At 41.0% G+C, this 18,699-nt stretch carries 19 protein-coding genes; 7 read left to right on the top strand and 12 right to left on the bottom strand.

Features of this window, described 5'->3' with window-relative positions; translation table 11 throughout:
* Positions 1–205 precede the first annotated feature (205 nt).
* From H5125_RS11795 to trmJ, 12 genes are all read right to left on the bottom strand, one after another.
* Positions 206–2,743 carry a TonB-dependent siderophore receptor gene (locus tag H5125_RS11795; protein WP_182744316.1) on the bottom strand — a complete coding sequence of 846 codons (2,538 nt, stop codon included), beginning with the start codon at positions 2,741–2,743 and terminating at the stop codon, positions 206–208.
* Between the two features lie 792 nt (positions 2,744–3,535).
* The gene (gene ndk / locus H5125_RS11790; RefSeq protein WP_041413046.1) at positions 3,536–3,967 is read right to left on the bottom strand and encodes a nucleoside-diphosphate kinase; all 432 of its coding nucleotides are present in this window, start codon (positions 3,965–3,967) and stop codon (positions 3,536–3,538) included.
* A gap of 164 nt (positions 3,968–4,131) precedes the next feature.
* Complete coding sequence (gene rimK / locus H5125_RS11785) at positions 4,132–5,028, bottom strand: 30S ribosomal protein S6--L-glutamate ligase (RefSeq protein WP_101088137.1); 897 nt, start codon at positions 5,026–5,028, stop codon at positions 4,132–4,134.
* Between the two features lie 172 nt (positions 5,029–5,200).
* Positions 5,201–5,536, bottom strand: a complete 336-nt coding sequence (fdx, locus tag H5125_RS11780; protein ID WP_101088135.1) for an ISC system 2Fe-2S type ferredoxin — start codon at positions 5,534–5,536, stop codon at positions 5,201–5,203.
* Between the two features lie 8 nt (positions 5,537–5,544).
* Positions 5,545–7,404: a Fe-S protein assembly chaperone HscA gene (gene hscA / locus H5125_RS11775; RefSeq protein WP_162022808.1), complete on the bottom strand. Its 1,860-nt coding sequence runs from the start codon at positions 7,402–7,404 to the stop codon at positions 5,545–5,547.
* A gap of 72 nt (positions 7,405–7,476) precedes the next feature.
* Positions 7,477–8,001, bottom strand: a complete 525-nt coding sequence (gene hscB, locus H5125_RS11770; protein ID WP_101088130.1) for a co-chaperone HscB — start codon at positions 7,999–8,001, stop codon at positions 7,477–7,479.
* Between the two features lie 56 nt (positions 8,002–8,057).
* Positions 8,058–8,381, bottom strand: a complete 324-nt coding sequence (gene iscA, locus H5125_RS11765) for an iron-sulfur cluster assembly protein IscA (RefSeq protein ID WP_011637876.1) — start codon at positions 8,379–8,381, stop codon at positions 8,058–8,060.
* Positions 8,382–8,395: 14 nt separating this feature from the next.
* Complete coding sequence (iscU, locus tag H5125_RS11760) at positions 8,396–8,779, bottom strand: Fe-S cluster assembly scaffold IscU (RefSeq protein ID WP_011637877.1); 384 nt, start codon at positions 8,777–8,779, stop codon at positions 8,396–8,398.
* Between the two features lie 72 nt (positions 8,780–8,851).
* Positions 8,852–10,066, bottom strand: a complete 1,215-nt coding sequence (locus tag H5125_RS11755; protein WP_101088128.1) for an IscS subfamily cysteine desulfurase — start codon at positions 10,064–10,066, stop codon at positions 8,852–8,854.
* A gap of 82 nt (positions 10,067–10,148) precedes the next feature.
* Positions 10,149–10,610, bottom strand: a complete 462-nt coding sequence (iscR, locus tag H5125_RS11750) for a Fe-S cluster assembly transcriptional regulator IscR (RefSeq protein ID WP_101088228.1) — start codon at positions 10,608–10,610, stop codon at positions 10,149–10,151.
* 232 nt (positions 10,611–10,842) lie between these two features.
* On the bottom strand, positions 10,843–11,664 hold the full coding sequence (gene cysE / locus H5125_RS11745) for a serine O-acetyltransferase (RefSeq protein ID WP_182744315.1): 822 nt from the start codon (positions 11,662–11,664) through the stop codon (positions 10,843–10,845).
* An 18-nt stretch (positions 11,665–11,682) separates the two neighbouring features.
* Positions 11,683–12,405 carry a tRNA (cytosine(32)/uridine(32)-2'-O)-methyltransferase TrmJ gene (gene trmJ, locus H5125_RS11740; RefSeq protein WP_182744314.1) on the bottom strand — a complete coding sequence of 241 codons (723 nt, stop codon included), beginning with the start codon at positions 12,403–12,405 and terminating at the stop codon, positions 11,683–11,685.
* A gap of 150 nt (positions 12,406–12,555) precedes the next feature.
* On the opposite strand from trmJ, the gene suhB reads away from it, so the two are divergent.
* The 7 genes from suhB (at position 12,556) to btsR (ending at position 18,589) form a co-directional block, all read left to right on the top strand.
* A complete protein-coding gene (gene suhB / locus H5125_RS11735; protein WP_011637882.1) occupies positions 12,556–13,359 on the top strand; it encodes an inositol-1-monophosphatase in 804 nt (267 codons plus the stop codon).
* A 291-nt stretch (positions 13,360–13,650) separates the two neighbouring features.
* Positions 13,651–14,055, top strand: coding sequence for a phosphate-starvation-inducible protein PsiE (locus H5125_RS11730; RefSeq protein ID WP_041413049.1), 405 nt, complete (start codon positions 13,651–13,653; stop codon positions 14,053–14,055).
* A 295-nt stretch (positions 14,056–14,350) separates the two neighbouring features.
* Entirely contained in the window at positions 14,351–14,653 is a 303-nt protein-coding gene (locus H5125_RS11725) for a PilZ domain-containing protein (protein ID WP_101088124.1), read from the top strand.
* Between the two features lie 102 nt (positions 14,654–14,755).
* A complete protein-coding gene (locus H5125_RS11720) occupies positions 14,756–15,424 on the top strand; it encodes an AAA family ATPase (RefSeq protein ID WP_011637885.1) in 669 nt (222 codons plus the stop codon).
* Positions 15,411–15,761, top strand: a complete 351-nt coding sequence (locus H5125_RS11715) for a replication protein RepA (protein WP_101088122.1) — start codon at positions 15,411–15,413, stop codon at positions 15,759–15,761. Before H5125_RS11720 ends, H5125_RS11715 begins: the two co-directional genes overlap by 14 nt.
* A 444-nt stretch (positions 15,762–16,205) precedes the next feature.
* The gene (locus tag H5125_RS11710) at positions 16,206–17,882 is read left to right on the top strand and encodes a sensor histidine kinase (protein WP_101088120.1); all 1,677 of its coding nucleotides are present in this window, start codon (positions 16,206–16,208) and stop codon (positions 17,880–17,882) included.
* Positions 17,879–18,589 carry a two-component system response regulator BtsR gene (gene btsR / locus H5125_RS11705; RefSeq protein WP_101088118.1) on the top strand — a complete coding sequence of 237 codons (711 nt, stop codon included), beginning with the start codon at positions 17,879–17,881 and terminating at the stop codon, positions 18,587–18,589. Before H5125_RS11710 ends, btsR begins: the two co-directional genes overlap by 4 nt.
* Positions 18,590–18,699 lie beyond the last annotated feature (110 nt).

Raw genomic sequence — 18,699 nt, 5'->3', positions numbered from 1 at the left:
GCCGATATAAAACACTTTATCCTTCCAGATAAAAGAAAGCACCGAACGTATCCACGCTCAGTGCTCTATATACCTAGCCGTTATCCACTTAAATATAAACAGTAATGCTTATCCGAATAGCATTATACAATAATGTAGGCCTTTTTATGTCAGACAATGTAGCTGTCACACTGTCTGATGTGTAGCTCAATAATTAAACGGTTATTTAGAACTTAACCGTTACGCCACCGAAGTACTGACGGCCAATAGTGTCATACACTTCAGGAACAGTACCGCCATCGCTACCGTTAGAAACACGTGATGGCTCTTCGTCGCTTAAGTTTTTAACACCAGCGGTTAAAGTAATCATGTCTGTAACATAATAAGTACCTGAAACATTATGGTACAGAATTGAATCAACATCTGTGCCTTCTGCTAAATCAGTCATCTCACCGACATAACGGTTGAAGTACATTACACTCCAAGAATCTTGACCAGCTGAAACGCTAAAGTTGTTGCGAACTTTCGCGTAAGCACCAAAGTTACCGTCGATAGTATCAGTATAATCTTGACCATCTTGCTCGAAATTAAGCAGATAAGTCATGTCATTGTTAATTTTCCAATCTAAACCTAAACCTTCAAAGTTATAGGCTAAGTTAAAGTCAACACCACTAGTATCTTGAGTACCCACGTTAGTTAACGCATTTGTTAAACTACGTAAATCACCTTCTTGTGTGATATTAAACGTTTCACAAGCAGACGCTTTACCAGCTTTACAATCGTCTAAACCAGCTTGAGTGTCTAAACGTGCAATTGCGTTATCAACTTTGAAACGCCAGTAATCTAATGTTACAGACATACCTTCAACATAGTTTGGTGAGTACACTAAACCTGCAGTGTATGATTCTGACTCTTCAGGTTTTAGATCTGGATCTGATGTACGATTAACTAATATTTGACCTGGTTGATCAGCGTCTGATAACCAAGGATCTGTTAGGTAATCGAATGAACCTGAATTACCTGCATACAATTCAGATACACTTGGAGCACGGAAACCAGTGGCTGCTACTGTACGAAGCATCAAATCATCAGTTGCTTCATAAGTTAAACCGACTTTCCAAGTAGACGCTTTACCGAATGTTGAGTAATCGTCATAACGCAGTGCAAATTCACCAGTTAACTTTTCAGTGAAAGGTACGCTAACCTCTTGGAAAAAAGAGATAACGTTGTACTCACCTTCAGTTGGATCTTGTTGTGCAGCAGTACTTTCACCAGCGACCACTATTGGATCTGGATTGTAGAAACCACTTTCACGACGATACTCAGCACCGATAGCAAAACCAACCGCACCAGCAGACAATTCAAATAACTCACCATTTAAACCAGCAGACAGAGTTTGTTGCTCGTTACCACCGTTAGCTTTCTCTGAATATCCTACAGCATCTTTTTGATCTTGAGTTAACGGAGCGCCAGAAAACCATGAATCTTGATCAGCATAAATTGAGTTGATCATATCATTTGCATTGATAGAGTTATCAACTGACGTTGACGCTTCGTTCTTACCGAAAGTGTAAGACACATCCCAGTTCATACCGGTGTGTACATCAAGTAATCCTGCTAAACCTGCAGACATACGCCATGTATTCGTATCTTGAGAATATATACGAGGACCCACATCCTTGGTACGTCTTGCATAGAACACTTGACCGTCATCATTAGCTTCAATGCCAGCCGCAGTCATGCTGCTGTCAATGGTCATACAGTTTAAAGGATCGACACCTGGTTGACCGCACACATCTAAATAAATCTGTGCTGGCTGTCCCGCTAATTGTTGGTTTGAACGGCGATTAGTGTAAATAGCATCAGCAGTTAATACGACATCATTACCTAACTCTTGTGTCATATTCGCAAACAAGCTACGACGCTCACTTGGTGTTTGATAGTAGCTATCTTGGGTATAGTCATAACGTTCATAAAGATCAGCGCGAGGAACCCAGTTACCACTAGAGTCTCTTGATAAGCCTTCCAACGTGCCTGTAGGAATAATGCCACTTGTCGCTAATTCAGTCCAATCGCGGTCTGACTGCACAATATCACGACGGTCAGAGAAAGCTGCACCAATTGTGTAGTTACCGCCATCGGTATTGAAACCGTAAAGCATACTTACGTCACCGTTTTCGCCATCACCTTTATCGGTGCCACTGCCGTTAACGTCCAACTGTAAACCTTCGAAATCTTTCTTGGTAATAATGTTCACTACGCCAGCAATCGCATCTGAACCATAAACAGCTGAGGCGCCGTCTTTTAAGATCTCAACACGTGCAATCATTGCTACTGGAATAGAGTTCAAATCAACAGAGCTATCTGCACCTGAACCTGAGTTAACCATACGGCGGCCATTCACTAGTACTAAAGTACGTGCTGCTCCCATACCACGTAAATCAACTTGTGCTACACCATCTGCACCGTTGTTTGTGCTAGAACCAACAGCAGCACCAGCCATTGACGTTTGAGCTTGAAGTAGTTGGTCAACTGAAGTGAAACCTTCTGCGCGAATAGCTTCTGCAGAGATAATGGTAACTGGAGAAGCCGTTTCCATGTCTTGACGCTGAATACGAGAACCGGTGACTTCGATTCTTTCAACTTTCTGCTCATCGGCAGCAAATGCTGCTGAAGAAAATAAGCCTGTTGTCGCGACACTTGTTGCTGCTACTGCTAGTAAACTACGGCGAATTGCCTTAGCAGTTAATGTGACTGAACTCATGAATAAACTCCCTATAACTTGATATAAAATAAAACAAGTCGTTATATTTTTAATTATGAATAATTGGTCATTGCCAATTATTGAAAAACATTATTAATGAATAAAAAACCTTTAGTCAATAAGGGCAACATGTGAACAACATCACATTTAACATGTGGATTGATAATTAATTTGACTTAAATCGATTCATTTAAAATCAATAAGTTACCGAATTTAACGGCATTTATCAAGATTGTTAACATTTTAAACCGCAAATAAAAATACAAATTAAAGACCATAAAAAAACAAATAAATACATATTGAAATACAAAAATGGAACACAGATAACAATTTAAAAACAATTGATCACAAAATGCATCAAAAATTAATTTTCAATATTTTAAATAAAATAGATTATTTGTCGTAAAAAACGTCAGAATGACATTTCAATATTACTGAGTATTTATTCAGAAAAGTAACTTGTTAGCATTTTTTTAGACTAAATCTATTCAAAACGGCCTTAATATCGGTCCTGAGAAGTCCTGTTTATTAAACGGCAAAAAAGCCTGTTTGGTGATATTTAGTATAAGATTAGGAACTTTCTGACGGAGTACAGATACCTTATTTAACACTATATCAACACACCAATTCGCAATATTATTGTTAATTAAATGTTGTGTTTTTAGTCAACGCAATACGGTGAAATAGTCGATTTAAACACGAAGAAGTCGTTATCAAACAAAGTGCTCAATATCTGAAGAGCGGACACAAAAAAGGAGCCGAAGCCCCTTTTTTATCAACCTACAGCAACGATTAACGAGTGCGTGGGCACACTTCGTCAGCGCTGAAGAAGTAAGCAATTTCGCGTGCCGCTGATTCAACTGCATCAGAACCGTGAACTGCGTTTTCGTCGATGCTTGCAGCATAGTCAGCACGTAAGGTGCCACGAGCAGCTTCAGCTGGGTTAGTTGCACCCATGATTTCACGGTTAGCTAGAACAGCATTTTCGCCTTCTAACACTTGAACCATTACTGGACCAGAAGTCATGAAAGAAACTAAAGCACCAAAGAAAGGACGTGCGCTATGTTCAGCGTAGAAACCTTCAGCTTGTTCTTTAGATAGTTGTACCATTTTAGAAGCAATGATCTTAAGACCAGCTGATTCAAAACGGTTATAAATAGCGCCAATGTGGTTTTTAGCAACTGCATCTGGCTTGATAATAGAAAATGTGCGTTCGATCGCCATAACTAGCTTCCTTAATGTGAGCAAGTTTAAAAAATTCGCGCGGATTATACGTAATTTAGCCATATATTCCTAGCCTTATCCGCTTTTACGGTGATATTTCATCACTAAATTGAGTCATTTTTATTAACATGACCCAATTTCTGCTCTTTGGTAATCGCTAAATCTTATTGTGCTGACTTGATGGACTTGTTGGCATTCTTTTCCATAAAGCCAATAATGGCGTCGGCAACGTCTTTTTGAGTCGCTTTTTCAATGCCTTCTAAACCAGGAGATGAGTTAACTTCCATCACAACCGGACCATGGTTAGAACGTAATAAATCAACCCCAGCAATATTTAACCCCATTGTTTTTGCAGCGCGAAGCGCGACTGATCGCTCCTCCGGAGTTAATTTAACCAAAGTAGCACTGCCGCCACGATGTAAATTAGAACGAAACTCACCCGGCTTTGCTTGGCGCTTCATCGCAGCAATCACTTTATCGCCCAGCACAAAACAGCGAATATCAGCGCCTTGTGCTTCAGCAATATATTCTTGCACCATAATATTGGCTTTGAGTCCCATAAAGGCCTCAAGCACGCTCTCTGCAGCTTTGCGGGTTTCAGCTAATACCACGCCAATGCCCTGAGTACCTTCTAACAATTTAACCACTAATGGCGCACCGCCGACCATATCAATCAAATCAGGGATATCGCTGGGTTTATTGGCAAAACCAGTGATCGGCAAGCCAATACCTTGACGTGATAACAGCTGCATTGAACGCAATTTATCTCGTGAACGCGCAATTCCAATTGAACCATTAACCGCATACACACCCATCATTTCAAATTGACGTAATACTGCAGAACCGTAGAAGGTCACTGAAGCACCAATACGAGGGATCACCGCATCAAAATGCCCCAGATCTTTACCCGCCATATGAATGCTAGGTTTGGTCATATTGATATTCATATAACACTTTAATGGATTAATAACTTTGACTTCGTGTCCGCGGGCGACAGCAGCTTCAACTAAGCGTTTAGTAGAATATAATTGCGGGCCTTGAGACAGTATTGCGATGCGCACAGAGTGCTCCAAAATTGGAATTTTCGCGCATCATACGCTGAGTTTATTTAAAATCAATGACTGGAATGACCACAGATAAAAAAAGAGCCAATCTAGCAAGATTGGCTCTTTTTTTTGTGATCAATTACCCGCTATAAATGGGATTATTGATACACTAATACTTCGGCAAACACTAACCTTCGCTGACCATATTGACTGTGTATTTAGGAATATCGATAATCATATCGCAATCCACCACTTTAGCTTGGCAAGATAAACGACTTTCAGGCTCAAGTCCCCATGCTTTATCTAGCATGTCGTCTTCTAGCTCATCACTTTCGTCAAGCTGTTCAAAACCTTCACGCACAATGACATGGCATGTAGTACAAGCACATGACTTTTCGCACGCATGTTCAATATGAATACCGTTACGCAGCGCAACGTTTAAAATGGTCTCACCCACTTCTGCTTCAAGTACTGCGCCGTCTGGACAAAGTTCTTGATGGGGTAAAAATACTAACTGTGGCATCATTTCACCTATATGTTGTCGACCGACTGCCCTTTTAGCGCCGCTCTAATAGAATTATCCATACGTCTTGACGCAAAATCTTGGGTTTTATCATCGAGATTTGCAATCGCTTTTTCAATGGCATCAATATCATCTTGCTGTGCTACGGAATCAAGTTGGGCAATCGCAACGACTAACTCTTCGCGTTCTTGCTCATCTAGAAGCGCTGCATCTTTTGCCAAAGCAGCATTAAGCGATTCGATCACCCGCGCCGCTTCAACTTTTTGTTCAGCCAGCATACGACGAGTAATGTCATCTTTAGCATACTTCATCGAATCTTTTAACATGGTTGCTATTTCAGTATCAGATAAACCAAATGACGGTTTAACTTGAATCGATGTCTTAACCCCGGTGGACTTTTCCATCGCGGTAACACTAAGCAAGCCATCAGCATCCACTTGGAATGTCACCCGGATATGTGCAGCACCTGCCGCTAGAGGCGGAATACCGTGTAAGGTAAAACGGGCCAATGAGCGACAATCATCAACGAGTTCACGCTCACCTTGCACCACATGGAATGCCATGGCCGTTTGACCATCTTTAAACGTGGTAAACTCTTGTGCGCGAGCAACGGGAATAGTGGTATTACGAGTAACCACTTTTTCAACCAGGCCGCCCATGGTTTCAACACCTAGGGATAATGGAATCACATCTAATAGTAACAAATCCGATTCAGGCTTATTACCAACAAGAATATCTGCTTGAATCGCGGCACCAATAGCAACAACACGATCAGGATCGATTGATGTCAATGGTGTCTTTTTGAAAAAAGTTTCAACTTGTTCACGCACCAATGGCACGCGAGTTGAGCCACCGACCATGACGGTTTCAATAACCTCATCCACACTCACGCCAGCATCACGTAAAGTACGACGACAACTGCCGATGGTTTTTTTCACCAACGCGCCAATTAACTCGTTAAGTAAGCTTTTATCGACAATGCAGGTTAATGTCTTTTCAGCCATGACGACAGAAGCTTCAACGCTGTCATTGTCAGTCAACGCTTCTTTAATTCGGCGAGCTTCAATCAGTAATTGACGTGCTAATTGACTGCCTGGTTCTGTTATCTGCCATGCCTGTTGTAAATGGCTCACGAGTAAGTGATCGAAATCATCACCACCCAATGCAGAATCACCACCTGTGGCTAACACTTCAAATACGCCACGGTTTAATCGTAAAACCGAGATATCGAAAGTACCGCCGCCCAAGTCGTAAATGGCAATCACACCTTCTTGCTTTGAATCTAATCCATAAGCAATGGCTGCAGCAGTGGGTTCGTTCAATAAACGTAATACTTTAACACCCAATAATTCAGCAGCATCTTTGGTACCTTGACGTTGTGCATCATCAAAATACGCAGGTACGGTAATCACCACACCTTCTAATTCACCACCTAATGTGGTTTCAGCTCGCGCAATTAAAGGTTTTAAAATTTCGGCAGACACTTGAATAGGATTAACTTGTCCCATCGGCGTAGTAAACACTGGCAAGCCGTTTTCACTCGCGTGTAATGCGTAGGGTAAACGATGTACACCAGACTGAATATCAGTGAGGCTACGTCCCATAAAACGCTTCACAGAAACGATGGTGTTTTGTGGTTCTAAAGCTGATTTGTCTTGAGCTTCATAGCCCACTAACACATTGGTTTCGCCATAATGCACCACAGACGGCAATGAATGACGACCTTGCTCATCAGGCAAAGTTAATGCTTGAGCACTTCTTACCGCAGCAACAAGTGAGTTGGTGGTACCAAGATCAATTCCAACCGCAAGACGATGCTGGTGCGGTGCGGCGCTTTGGCCAGGTTCTGCAATTTGCAACAGTGCCATAGTGTTCCAACTTGTTGTGTTATCGATTAGCCAAGCTAATCATAAATAATAAGGTTTAGAATTTAGGGCCAATTAGTCGAGCAAGCCATCTTCAATACGGGCTAACTCATCATGTAATTTTGCCATAAATTTTAGCTTACGAATTTGATCTGCCGCTAATAAAGCATCTGAACTTTCATCACTAATCAATAGCGTCGCTAGCTTAGTGAATAATGTTGACTCAAATTCAGCAAACGAATCATACAGTTCATCAATTGATGACTGTGGTTCACTACTATCTTTGATGTCTTCAAGTGCTTCACGCCACTCCATTTGCTGCATCAAAAATGCACCATCTTTCAATGTTGTGGTTTCATGACTTAATTCAATTCCGCGCAAGCTCAACATATGTTCAGCACGGCGTAAGGGATTCTTTAACGTTTGATAGCCATCATTAACTTGTGCAGTACGCTGTACTGAAAGGAGCTTTTGTTGCTCGGTATCATTAGCGAATTTATCGGGATGAACCGCCCTTTGCAGGTCGCGATAGCGCTCTGCAAGTAAGGCGGTGTCGATATCAAAGGCAGGTACTACATTAAACAGGTCGAAATAATTCATGGGCAGATATCATGCTTACTGTTTGATATAAAACGGCTTAATTAGGTGAACAATGATTAAACGGTGAAACTTTCACCACAACCACACTCACCCTTTGCGTTAGGGTTATTGAACTGAAAACCTTCGTTTAGGCCTTCTTTGACAAAATCAAGTTCAATACCTTGCAAATAAATGAAGCTTTTTGCATCGATGATGATATTCACACCTTCGATATTATAAAGTTCATCATCGTCATTGAGATCGTCAACGAACTCAATGACGTATGCCATTCCTGAACAACCTGATGTTCTCAACCCAAGGCGCAAGCCGAGGCCTTTCCCGCGATTAGCAAGAAACGATCTAACTCGATCAGCCGCAGCGGGGGTCATTGAAATTGCCATCTTAACTCCAGGTATTACTTAGCTTGTCTGCTTTTGTACTCTTCAATTGCTGCTTTAATGGCATCTTCAGCCAAAATTGAGCAATGAATTTTAACCGGCGGCAATGCTAACTCTTCGGCGATGTCTGCATTCTTAATCGTCGCTGCTTCATCAACGCTTTTGCCTTTGACCCATTCTGTTACTAATGAGCTAGATGCAATTGCGCTACCGCAACCATAGGTTTTGAATTTTGCATCTTCAATAATGCCGTCAGCATTAATTTTAAGTTGCAATTTCATTACATCACCACAGGCGGGTGCACCAACCATACCAGTTACTACTGATGGATCGTTCTTATCAAATGAACCTACGTTACGTGGGTTTTCATAATGATCGATTACTTTTTCGCTATAAGCCATGATACTGCTCCAAAATCTGTGTCGTTATCAGTTTACGATTTAATGGTATTACACTCATTTAATAAGATTAAATTAGTGATGTGCCCATTGGACTTGCTCTAAATCGATACCATCTTTGAACATCTCCCATAATGGAGACATTTCACGTAACTTATCGATAGATTCAGTTATCGTTTTGATAGCGTGGTCAATTTCTTCATCAGTCGTAAAGCGACCAATAGAGAAACGAATCGAGCTATGTGCCATTTCATCATTTAAACCCAAAGCACGTAATACGTAGCTTGGCTCTAAACTTGCTGAAGTACAGGCTGAACCTGAAGAAACCGCTAAGTCTTTCAAGGCCATCATTAACGACTCGCCTTCAACAAAGTTGAAGCTCACGTTAAAAATACCACTATAGCGTTGTTCCATATCACCGTTGATATAGGTTTCTTCAATGTGTTTAATACCGTTCCACAACTTATCGCGTAGATGAGTAATACGTGCGCTATCAGCTGCCATGTCTTGTTTTGCAACAACTGCAGCCTCACCTAAACCAACGATTTGATGTGTTGCTAGTGTGCCACTACGCATACCGCGTTCGTGTCCACCACCGTGCATTTGCGATTCAAGACGAATACGTGGCTTACGGCGAACATATAATGCGCCGATACCTTTTGGTCCATACATTTTATGGCCAGAAATCGAAATCAAATCAACTTTGGTGGTTTGAACGTCAATTGGTATTTTGCCAGCACTTTGTGCCGCATCCATGTGGAAAAAGATGCCTTTTGAACGACATAATTCACCAATTGCGTTGATATCATGGATAACACCAATCTCGTTGTTAACGTGCATAATGCTGACTAAAATAGTGTCATCACGCATCGCCGCTTCTAAGCGTTCCATTGGGATAATACCGTTAGCATCGGGAACAAGATAAGTGACTTCATAACCTTCACGTTCTAACTGACGGCACGTGTCTAACGTTGCTTTATGTTCAGTTTTACTGGTGATGATGTGCTTGCCCTTTTTATGATAAAAATGGGCAATACCTTTAATCGCAAGGTTACTTGACTCTGTCGCACCTGATGTGAAAACAATTTCACGGTGATCAGCATTAATTAAATCGGCAACTTGATTACGGGCGACATCAACCGCCTCTTCTGCTTGCCAACCATAACGATGTGAACGCGATGCTGGATTACCAAACACACCGTCCATTGTCATGTGTTGCATCATTTTTTCTGCGACACGCGGATCTACAGGGGTTGTTGCGGCATAATCTAAATAGATAGGAAGCTTCATAACACACTCCGTACTTAGCAGTCTCAGATGAGGCTACATACAACGTACAAATAATAATTATATATCAATCAACATAGCTGAGTTACAAACTCACTCTATGTTCCTTTTGTATTTCATCTTGCTTTAACGAGATAAATCTTACATCTCGCTTTTGCATTAAACCTGCAAGAGAAATACTGTTTAAAAAATCTGAAATTTGTTTACTTAAGTCACCCCATAAAGAATGGGTTAGGCAACGAGTACCGCTTTGGCAGTTACCTTTTCCTTGACAACGAGTGGCATCTACAGATTCATCAACAGCATGCACGACCATGCCAACTGAGATATCGACGGCTTCTAAACCTAATCGATAACCACCACCGGGTCCGCGGACACTCGACACTAGACCATGTTTACGTAACTTAGCGAAGAGTTGTTCAAGATAAGACAAAGAGATACCTTGTCTTTCAGAAATATCGGCTAAAGGTACAGGACCAGTAGCAGAGTGAATCGCAACATCCAGCATAGCTGTCACTGCATAGCGACCTTTTGATGTAAGTTTCATAACTTGTACTGCTCCCAAAAAGTATGCAGTAATTTCAACATACCCGAGTAATTTAGTCAAGTATTAATCCTACTAAAACACTCGGGTATTATGGCATTGCTTATAACCAAAAGGTCCATGTTTTCGCAGGGCGTATTTAACCTTTTTATCTTGTAAGATTCAATGCCGACAAGGAAATTAATCGCATTATCGGCCATTTCTTTGACTTGAATCTACAATGACTTACGGATTATTAAATACTCGGGTCGAACTTATCAATGTCATGTTTACGATTAGTGGCCGCTTCTCGAGAAGCTTCATCGAATGCATCAACGGTTAACTCTGGCAACTTTTTAGTACAGACTTCACCGCCCATTTGTTGAATGGCATTACACAGTTCTTGTACTTTAGAGTCCATCAAATGCATATGGTCAAGCATTTGCCCAATCGCATTAGCGACCGGATCTGGATTGTCTGGTGACACAGCGTACGCATCAAAACCGTACTTTTTGGCCATTTCGGTGCGACGTTCAGTTTTTTCTTTTGACTGGTTGGTCGGCGAAGACACTACACGTCCAGGAATACCTACGACGGTATGATCGCTTGCGACATCTTTAACAACCACAGAATTAGAGCCAACACGTGCACCATCATGCATAGTGATAGGTCCAAGTACTTTGGCCCCTGCACCAATAACCACATTATTACCTAATGTAGGATGACGTTTGCCTGGCTGCCAGGTGGTCCCACCCAAAGTAACGCTATGATAAAGTGTGCAATCATCACCGATTTCAGCGGTTTCACCAATAACGACACCCATACCATGGTCAATAAAAAAACGTCGACCAATCGTCGCGCCAGGATGAATTTCAACACCCGTTAACCAACGCGAAAATGTTGATAAACAACGCGCAGTAAAGCGCCAGTTGGCAAGCCAGAGTTTATGACTAATACGATGGATCCAAATCGCGTGCATACCGGGATAATTAAATATTATCTCTAAGGTACTGTTTGCGGCTGGATCTCGATGATATATCGATTCAATGTCTTCTTTTAGTCTATCGATGACGCCCATGGTATGTTCCTTTACTGCTTAATCTTGTTTATCCATTTTCTTATCAATGGAAGTCAAAATACCACGAAGAATATTCATCTCTGGTGCTTCAATACGTGCACGAGTGTATAAACGACGAAGTTTAGTCATCACTTGTCCAGGATGATTCTTAATCACAAACCCTGTTTTAGACAACGTCGACTCTAAATGGACGAAGAAACGTTCTAGCTCAGAGGTTAATGGATATTCATCCGTTACAGTGGGTGTTTCTGTTTGCGCTAGATGGGCAACTCGAGTTTCATAACAAATAATTTGTACTGCTTGAGCCAAATTTAGCGAGCTATATTCTGGGTTTGCCGGAATAGCTACATGGTAGGTACATTTTTGTAACTCTTCATTACTTAAGCCATGATTCTCACGACCAAAAACAATAGCAACTGGGCCATTTAAGCTTTCTTTAGTGAGTTTCAAACCCGCTTCACGAGGATCAAGCATCGGCCAATCAAGAGTACGGCTGCGTGCACTCGTGGCAATGACTAGACTACAATCGGCTATGGCTTCTTCTAACGAATCAACTCGCGTAAGGTTTTTCAGAATGTCTGACGCACCAGCAGCTAGTGCTATCGATTGCCCATCAGGCTCTGTTCTTGGCTCTGCAAGATATAAATTTGATAAGCCCATGGTTTTCATTGCTCTAGCAGTAGAGCCAATATTACCAGGGTGTGAGGTACCAACTAAAACAACACGAATATTACTGAGCATGTAGCACTTTCTTTTAGCTAAAAATATTATCCGTATATTATCACAATCGTTAAAAATTACGTTATATGAAAATCTGCATTTGATATAACTGTCAAATTAAGTATAATGCGGGCGCTATTTTACTCGTTCTTTAACATCCAGGGGATTGCAATGCATCCGATGCTGACTATTGCCACGCGCGCTGCTCGCGCCGCGGGCCAAACTATTATGCGCGCCTATACTGAACTTGACCGTGTTGAGGTAAGCAGTAAAGGTATTAATGATTTTGTGACTAGTGTAGACAAGGAAGTAGAAGCAACTATTACATATCAAATTCGTAAATCTTATCCAGACCACACCATTATTGGTGAAGAAAACGGTGAAAACCGTGGTACTGATAAAGACTACATTTGGATTGTTGATCCTTTGGATGGCACTAACAACTTCGTTCGTGGTATTCCTCACTTCGCGGTATCTATCGCATTACAATATAAAGGCAAAATTGAAGTTGCCGTTATTTACGATCCTGTCCGTGAAGAATTATTTTCAGCGATTCGCGGCAAAGGCGCTAAGCTCAATGATTTCCGTTTACGTGTAACCAACGTAAATGATTTGAGCAGCACCATGATTGGCACCGGTTTCCCATTCAAAGCACGTCAACACACTGAAAGCTATATGGCTATTTTGGGTGAAGTATTCCCATTATGTGCTGATATCCGTCGTGGTGGTTCTGCTGCATTAGATTTAGCTTACGTCGCTGCAGGCCGTTTAGATGGTTTCTTTGAAATTGGTCTTAAGCCGTGGGACATTGCTGCGGGCGACTTAATTTGTCGTGAAGCTGGCGGTACTGTTACTGACTTTATGGGCGGACACAACTATATGGTTTCAGGAAACATTGTGGCTGGTAGTCCAAAAGTGACCACGCAATTAGTTAAAACTATGCGTCCCCTACTAAATGAAGGTTTAAAACGTTAATCGTTTACCTTTATTTAGACAAACCGCTAGAGCATCGCTTTAGCGGTTTTTTTATGTCTATTGAATGGCATGACTCTAGCCTCATGAAGGATTAATCTGAGCCTGGTAAAGATAAAACGCTAACTAATGACTCATAACGGCGTAAATCATACTATATCGATATTGAGTGGAGAGTATATTAACCACTTATTCTGCAAACCACAGTTTATCTCAAAAAATCGACCCAGATCACTGGGAAATTATGCGGAAGTCGTCAATAATAGTGTTTTGATTTTATTAATGAAGATGACTATGCCATTACTGCGAAAAGTAGGACTAAAATCCTTAAAAAATATCGAACATTTAGTATTATTAATTATCGCACTGGCAACGGTATTTGCTATTGGTGAAGAAATTCTCCACATGATTGCCATTCGAACCGTCGAGCTGGCCGATTTACTATTACTGTTTATTTATCTTGAAGTTTTAGCGATGGTCGTTAATTATATTGAGTCCGGTAAATTACCTATTCGTATGCCGCTTTATATTGCAATTGTTGCATTGGCTCGATACTTGATTTTAGACATGAAAGGCATGGAAGATTGGCGTATTTTAGCCATTTCACTGTCGACAATTTTACTGGCTGGCACGGTAATTGTGATTCGTTGGGGTCAGTTGAAAATGCCTTACCCTAAAAACCAAGACTACGATAATTAATCACCTTAACTGCCACTCAACATACCGAGTATCGATGACTCAGCATTATAATGATAATTTTGTCTTGCTTAACAAAGCAGTTATGCTAAAAATTACTAACAGCATAAAAAGGTAAATGTATAAGTCGATGTAAAACGTTAACACTCAGCACTGAATGTTAACGACAACAATAATGAGCTAAACAATAGAATGTTGTAAGGCTAGCGGTAATTAGGCATCTATAGTCTTGATGATGAATTATCGCCAAACAACAGTTCAAGATGCCGATAGACGGATCATTTCAAGGAGAAACAGGATGGGCCAAGAGCCAACAGGATTCGAAGAAAAACGCGGTTCGTTACGTGTAGATATGGAAGCTGAGCGGATCCGCCTAGATTGGATTAATGCTCATGGTGAATCATGTGTCGACCATGGTATCTGCATCGATCTTGCTCGCAAAGGGGTATTATTTGACTTTAAAACCTCTTTTAAAGTGGGTGATTTGATAGCCTTAACGTTCAATGAAAACACCGATAAACAAAATACCATTAAAGGCCAAGTTTGCCGTTGCACCGAATGCTCACCTCATAGTTACCATATTGCTTTACAGCTAATTTAATTGATTATTTTCATGCAGTCCTTTATGGCTGCTCTATACTCAAGATAAAATACTAATCGATATTTTCGGTGCTACAAAGCGCCTAGCATCAAGGATCACAACATGATATTGCTGGTTGGTGGAGAAAAAGGTGGCAGTGGCAAAAGCTGTTTAGCACAAAATATTGCTGTACATATTAGCCAAAAACACGATGCGAATGTACTTATGGTTGACTGCGATCCGCAACGAACTACATCCGACTGGATCCAAGCTCGTAATAATGACCCCAGCCTAAAAGCCATCAATTGTATTCAGCTTTATGGAAAAATCCGTAATGATCTACTGAGTCTTAATGATCGGTTTGACTATGTCATTGTTGATTGTGGTGGCCAGGATAATCTAGCAATGCGAGCTGCCATGTCTGTCGCAACCTATGTTGTTATCCCACTTCGTCCTAAGCGACGCGATCTTAAAACCTTACCTCATATGGAAGACATGCTCAGTACTTGTAAAATGGTCAATCCTAAAATGATTGCCGCCATTGTGATAACACAATGCCCTGCACTGCCATCTCAAGGTAAACGGATTTTAGAAGCTAAGGAAGTGGTTGAGTCTTTTGGTTTACGCGCACTGAATTCAGTGACGTTTAGTCGTAACATCTATGATGACAGCGAAGAAAGCGGCTCTTCAGTGCTTGAAATCGATCCTAGCGGTAAAGCGGCAGATGAAATTAGAGCCATTGCCGATGAGCTTTTTGCCATTCCACCAGAAAATAGTTATGAGTTTAACTGATCTTAAGCGCAAGAAACCCAAAGATACCCGAGTAAAGGTATCTGTAGACGACTTTATCGAAGATGCTAATAATTATGCGTTAGGTCTTGGGGCATCGCATGGTCAACCCGATATCACTTCAACAACTCAAGAGTTCTTAAAAGGGCTCGATAAAAAAAGCACTAAAATTTATCGTCATGCCACTTTCACACTGACCGAAAAAAGCATTTCACAATTGGATGAGATAGCCAAAACCAGCAAAGTTGCCAAATCCAAAATTCTCAGAATACTCATTGATGAGTTTTATCAGCAAAGTAGTGTGAAACAATCTGATTTATTGCGTAAAACATCACGTTAACAGCAACAGTTTTTGGTTAATATCTTCAGAATATACTGGCATAGATGCGGTCCTGTGATGCACCAAATACCCAAGTTATAGCGTATTATCGATTGTGAGCAATGATATGTTGAGACAACTCATCATGGTCGACTCATCATGGTCGACTCATCATGGTCGACTCATCATGGTCGACTCATTAGTCGTGACAAAACGTGATAGTTCAGCGATGCATCGAAATACAATATCCCGGTTCTAAAACAACCTTAGTTGATAACCTATTATTACTGTTGATAGCTTTTTAACAATAGACTGAAATTGAAATAGTATGGTTTTATATTACACTCACATTTTGAAAACCAGATGCTGAGAACTAGACTTGACTAACCTGTTAATACACGCTCACAAGAGTCAATAATATATCCACCACAATTTGACTGCGTTTAATTAATCCAAAGAGAATATATGTCGTTAATAATACTGCTAACACAGCAAATGTGTGTTTACTTAGTTATCGTTTACTTAGTCAGTAAAACGCCATTGTTTAAACTTTTCGCAGAAACATCAAAAAGATTACCGCACAAAATTTTTATCTATCTGGTGTTCTCAAGCTTTTGCATTATGGCGACTTACTTTGGTGAGCAAACATCTGGAGCCATCGCCAATACTCGTGCTATGGGCGCTGTGTTGGGCGGATTATTAGGTGGACCAGTCACTGGTCTACTGGTTGGGTTAACTGGTGGATTACACCGTTATTCAATGGGTGGATTCACTGATATTGCTTGCGCCATATCCACCACCTTAGAAGGCTTATCCGCGGGTATGATCAGTTATTACTTCAAAAAAGCCGGTAAATCAGAAATAGTTTATCAGCCAATTGTGGTATTTGGTGTGACGTTTATGGCTGAAATAATGCAGATGTCGATAATTGTATTAATCGCAAAACCCTTTGACCAAGCCTGGGAATTAGTCAAACTCATCGCCCCGCCAATGCTACTGATTAACTCACTAGGCGCGGCGATGTTTATGAGTATTGTTCGCGACCAAAAGGCCATGTTTGATAAACTTTCTTCCAGCTTTTCGACTAAAGCACTCAAAATAGCTGAGCGCAGTGTCGGCTTACTGTCTAAGGGGTTTGATTTAGAGTCGAGCCAAAAAGTCGCCCAGATAGTAATAGAAGAAACCCAAGTCGGCGCAGTCGCCATTACCGACACCACTAAATTACTGGCATTTATTGGGCTTGGTGCCGATCACCATATACCTAATACGCCTATTTCCTCAAAAATCACTCTCGAAGCCATCGCACAAAATAGTGTGATGTTTGCTGATGGTGTCGATACCACTTATTCCTGTTCTATATCGCCCAATTGCAGTTTAGGCTCAAGCCTAGTTATTCCGCTGCGCAGTAACGACGAAGTCATTGGCACCATTAAATTATACGAGCCTAAAAACAAATTGTTTTTAAACATTAATCGTACTTTAGGCGAAGGTATTGCCAGGTTACTGTCTAACCAAATTCTTTATGGCCGCTTTGAACAACAGCAAAACTTATTGATGCAAGCAGAGATAAAATTGCTACAAGCTCAAGTTAATCCGCACTTTTTATTTAATGCACTCAATACAATCAGTGCGATTATTAAGCGTGACCCGCAAATGTCTAAACAATTATTACAGCAGTTATCGCAATTTTTACGCATCAACTTAACCCGAACGACTGGACTTGTGACAATGGCTGATGAACTTGAGCACATAGACGCTTACCTAGCCATTGAACGCGCCCGTTTTATCGACAAACTGCACGTCAACATAGATATTGCTATGATTTATCATCACCAAAAAATGCCTGCATTTACCTTACAGCCTTTGATTGAAAATGCAGTTAAACACGGTACGTCGCGGATGCTCGATGCTGGTGTTATTGATGTTAAAGCCACATTAGACGGCGATGACTTATTGCTTAACGTGACCGATAATGCCGGTTTATATCAACCCTCTAAAAACACAGATGGTTTAGGCATGAACTTAGTCCACAAACGAATTCAAAATTTATTTGGCAGCCAATACGGTATTGAAGTTGAGTGTGAACCCGATGTATTCACCCGCGTTAGTGTGCGTTTACCGTTAAAGGAAATTGACCAATGATCTCGTGCTTAATCATTGATGATGAACCCTTCGCCCGCCAAGAAGTGGCAGATTTACTCGACAAACATCCTGATATCAAAGTCCTTGGACAGTGTAGTAATGCTATTGAAGCACTACAACAAATTAACCTGTTAAAGCCCGATCTGATTTTTGTTGATATTCAAATGCCACGGATAAATGGCATGGAGTTAATCGCCATGCTTAATCCTGAAAAAATGCCACGAGCAGTATTTATTACCGCATTTGATGAATATGCGATCAAAGCATTTGATAACAATGCATTCGACTACTTACTTAAACCCATCGATGAAAAACGCTTTAACCAAACTTTAGACAAAGTACGCACCAACATGACGCCGCAACTAATGACGCAGATACTGCCAACGCAATTAGCCCATTTACCCTGCTACAGTGGCAATAAACTCAAAGTTGTCGCTACCGCTGATGTAGAATTTATAGTCAGTGATGTAGGCGGTATTCACGTGTGCTCCAATAAAGGTTTCAGTCACACCCAATTAACCCTTAAGGTATTAGAACAAAAAACCGCGCTATTTCGTTGCCATAAACAATACTTACTGGCCACAAGTGCTATTTCAGAAATTGAAATCACCGACACGGGTGCAGAAGTCACCACCCATAGCGGGGCAAAAGTACCTGTGTCACGTCGTTATCTTAAAGAGTTAAAGCAGTTGCTTGGATTTCAATAACTAGGTATACGCCACATAAAGCGTGACATGCACCACATTTGCCCAACCACCAACACCGCTCAGGATGACTATTTACCGCTTACTCAGCCTTTTTAACCTGTCACTCAGTT

The sequence above is a fragment of the Shewanella sp. SR44-4 genome (assembly GCF_014163715.1).
Lineage (GTDB): Bacteria > Pseudomonadota > Gammaproteobacteria > Enterobacterales > Shewanellaceae > Shewanella.
The sequence above is the reverse complement of the archived record's forward strand: the minus strand, read 5'-3'. Positions and strand labels throughout refer to the sequence as shown.

Coding starts and splice junctions, on each gene's coding strand:
- H5125_RS11795 (WP_182744316.1), bottom strand. CDS start 2,743: ATGAGTTCAGTCACATTAACTGCTAAGGCAATTCGCCGTAGTTTACTA.
- ndk (WP_041413046.1), bottom strand. CDS start 3,967: ATGGCGATCGAACGCACATTTTCTATTATCAAGCCAGATGCAGTTGCT.
- fdx (WP_101088135.1), bottom strand. CDS start 5,536: ATGCCACAGTTAGTATTTTTACCCCATCAAGAACTTTGTCCAGACGGC.
- hscA (WP_162022808.1), bottom strand. CDS start 7,404: ATGGCACTGTTGCAAATTGCAGAACCTGGCCAAAGCGCCGCACCGCAC.
- hscB (WP_101088130.1), bottom strand. CDS start 8,001: ATGAATTATTTCGACCTGTTTAATGTAGTACCTGCCTTTGATATCGAC.
- iscA (WP_011637876.1), bottom strand. CDS start 8,381: ATGGCAATTTCAATGACCCCCGCTGCGGCTGATCGAGTTAGATCGTTT.
- iscU (WP_011637877.1), bottom strand. CDS start 8,779: ATGGCTTATAGCGAAAAAGTAATCGATCATTATGAAAACCCACGTAAC.
- H5125_RS11755 (WP_101088128.1), bottom strand. CDS start 10,066: ATGAAGCTTCCTATCTATTTAGATTATGCCGCAACAACCCCTGTAGAT.
- iscR (WP_101088228.1), bottom strand. CDS start 10,610: ATGAAACTTACATCAAAAGGTCGCTATGCAGTGACAGCTATGCTGGAT.
- cysE (WP_182744315.1), bottom strand. CDS start 11,664: ATGGGCGTCATCGATAGACTAAAAGAAGACATTGAATCGATATATCAT.
- trmJ (WP_182744314.1), bottom strand. CDS start 12,405: ATGCTCAGTAATATTCGTGTTGTTTTAGTTGGTACCTCACACCCTGGT.
- suhB (WP_011637882.1), top strand. CDS start 12,556: ATGCATCCGATGCTGACTATTGCCACGCGCGCTGCTCGCGCCGCGGGC.
- H5125_RS11730 (WP_041413049.1), top strand. CDS start 13,651: ATGCCATTACTGCGAAAAGTAGGACTAAAATCCTTAAAAAATATCGAA.
- H5125_RS11725 (WP_101088124.1), top strand. CDS start 14,351: ATGGGCCAAGAGCCAACAGGATTCGAAGAAAAACGCGGTTCGTTACGT.
- H5125_RS11720 (WP_011637885.1), top strand. CDS start 14,756: ATGATATTGCTGGTTGGTGGAGAAAAAGGTGGCAGTGGCAAAAGCTGT.
- H5125_RS11715 (WP_101088122.1), top strand. CDS start 15,411: ATGAGTTTAACTGATCTTAAGCGCAAGAAACCCAAAGATACCCGAGTA.
- H5125_RS11710 (WP_101088120.1), top strand. CDS start 16,206: ATGTCGTTAATAATACTGCTAACACAGCAAATGTGTGTTTACTTAGTT.
- btsR (WP_101088118.1), top strand. CDS start 17,879: ATGATCTCGTGCTTAATCATTGATGATGAACCCTTCGCCCGCCAAGAA.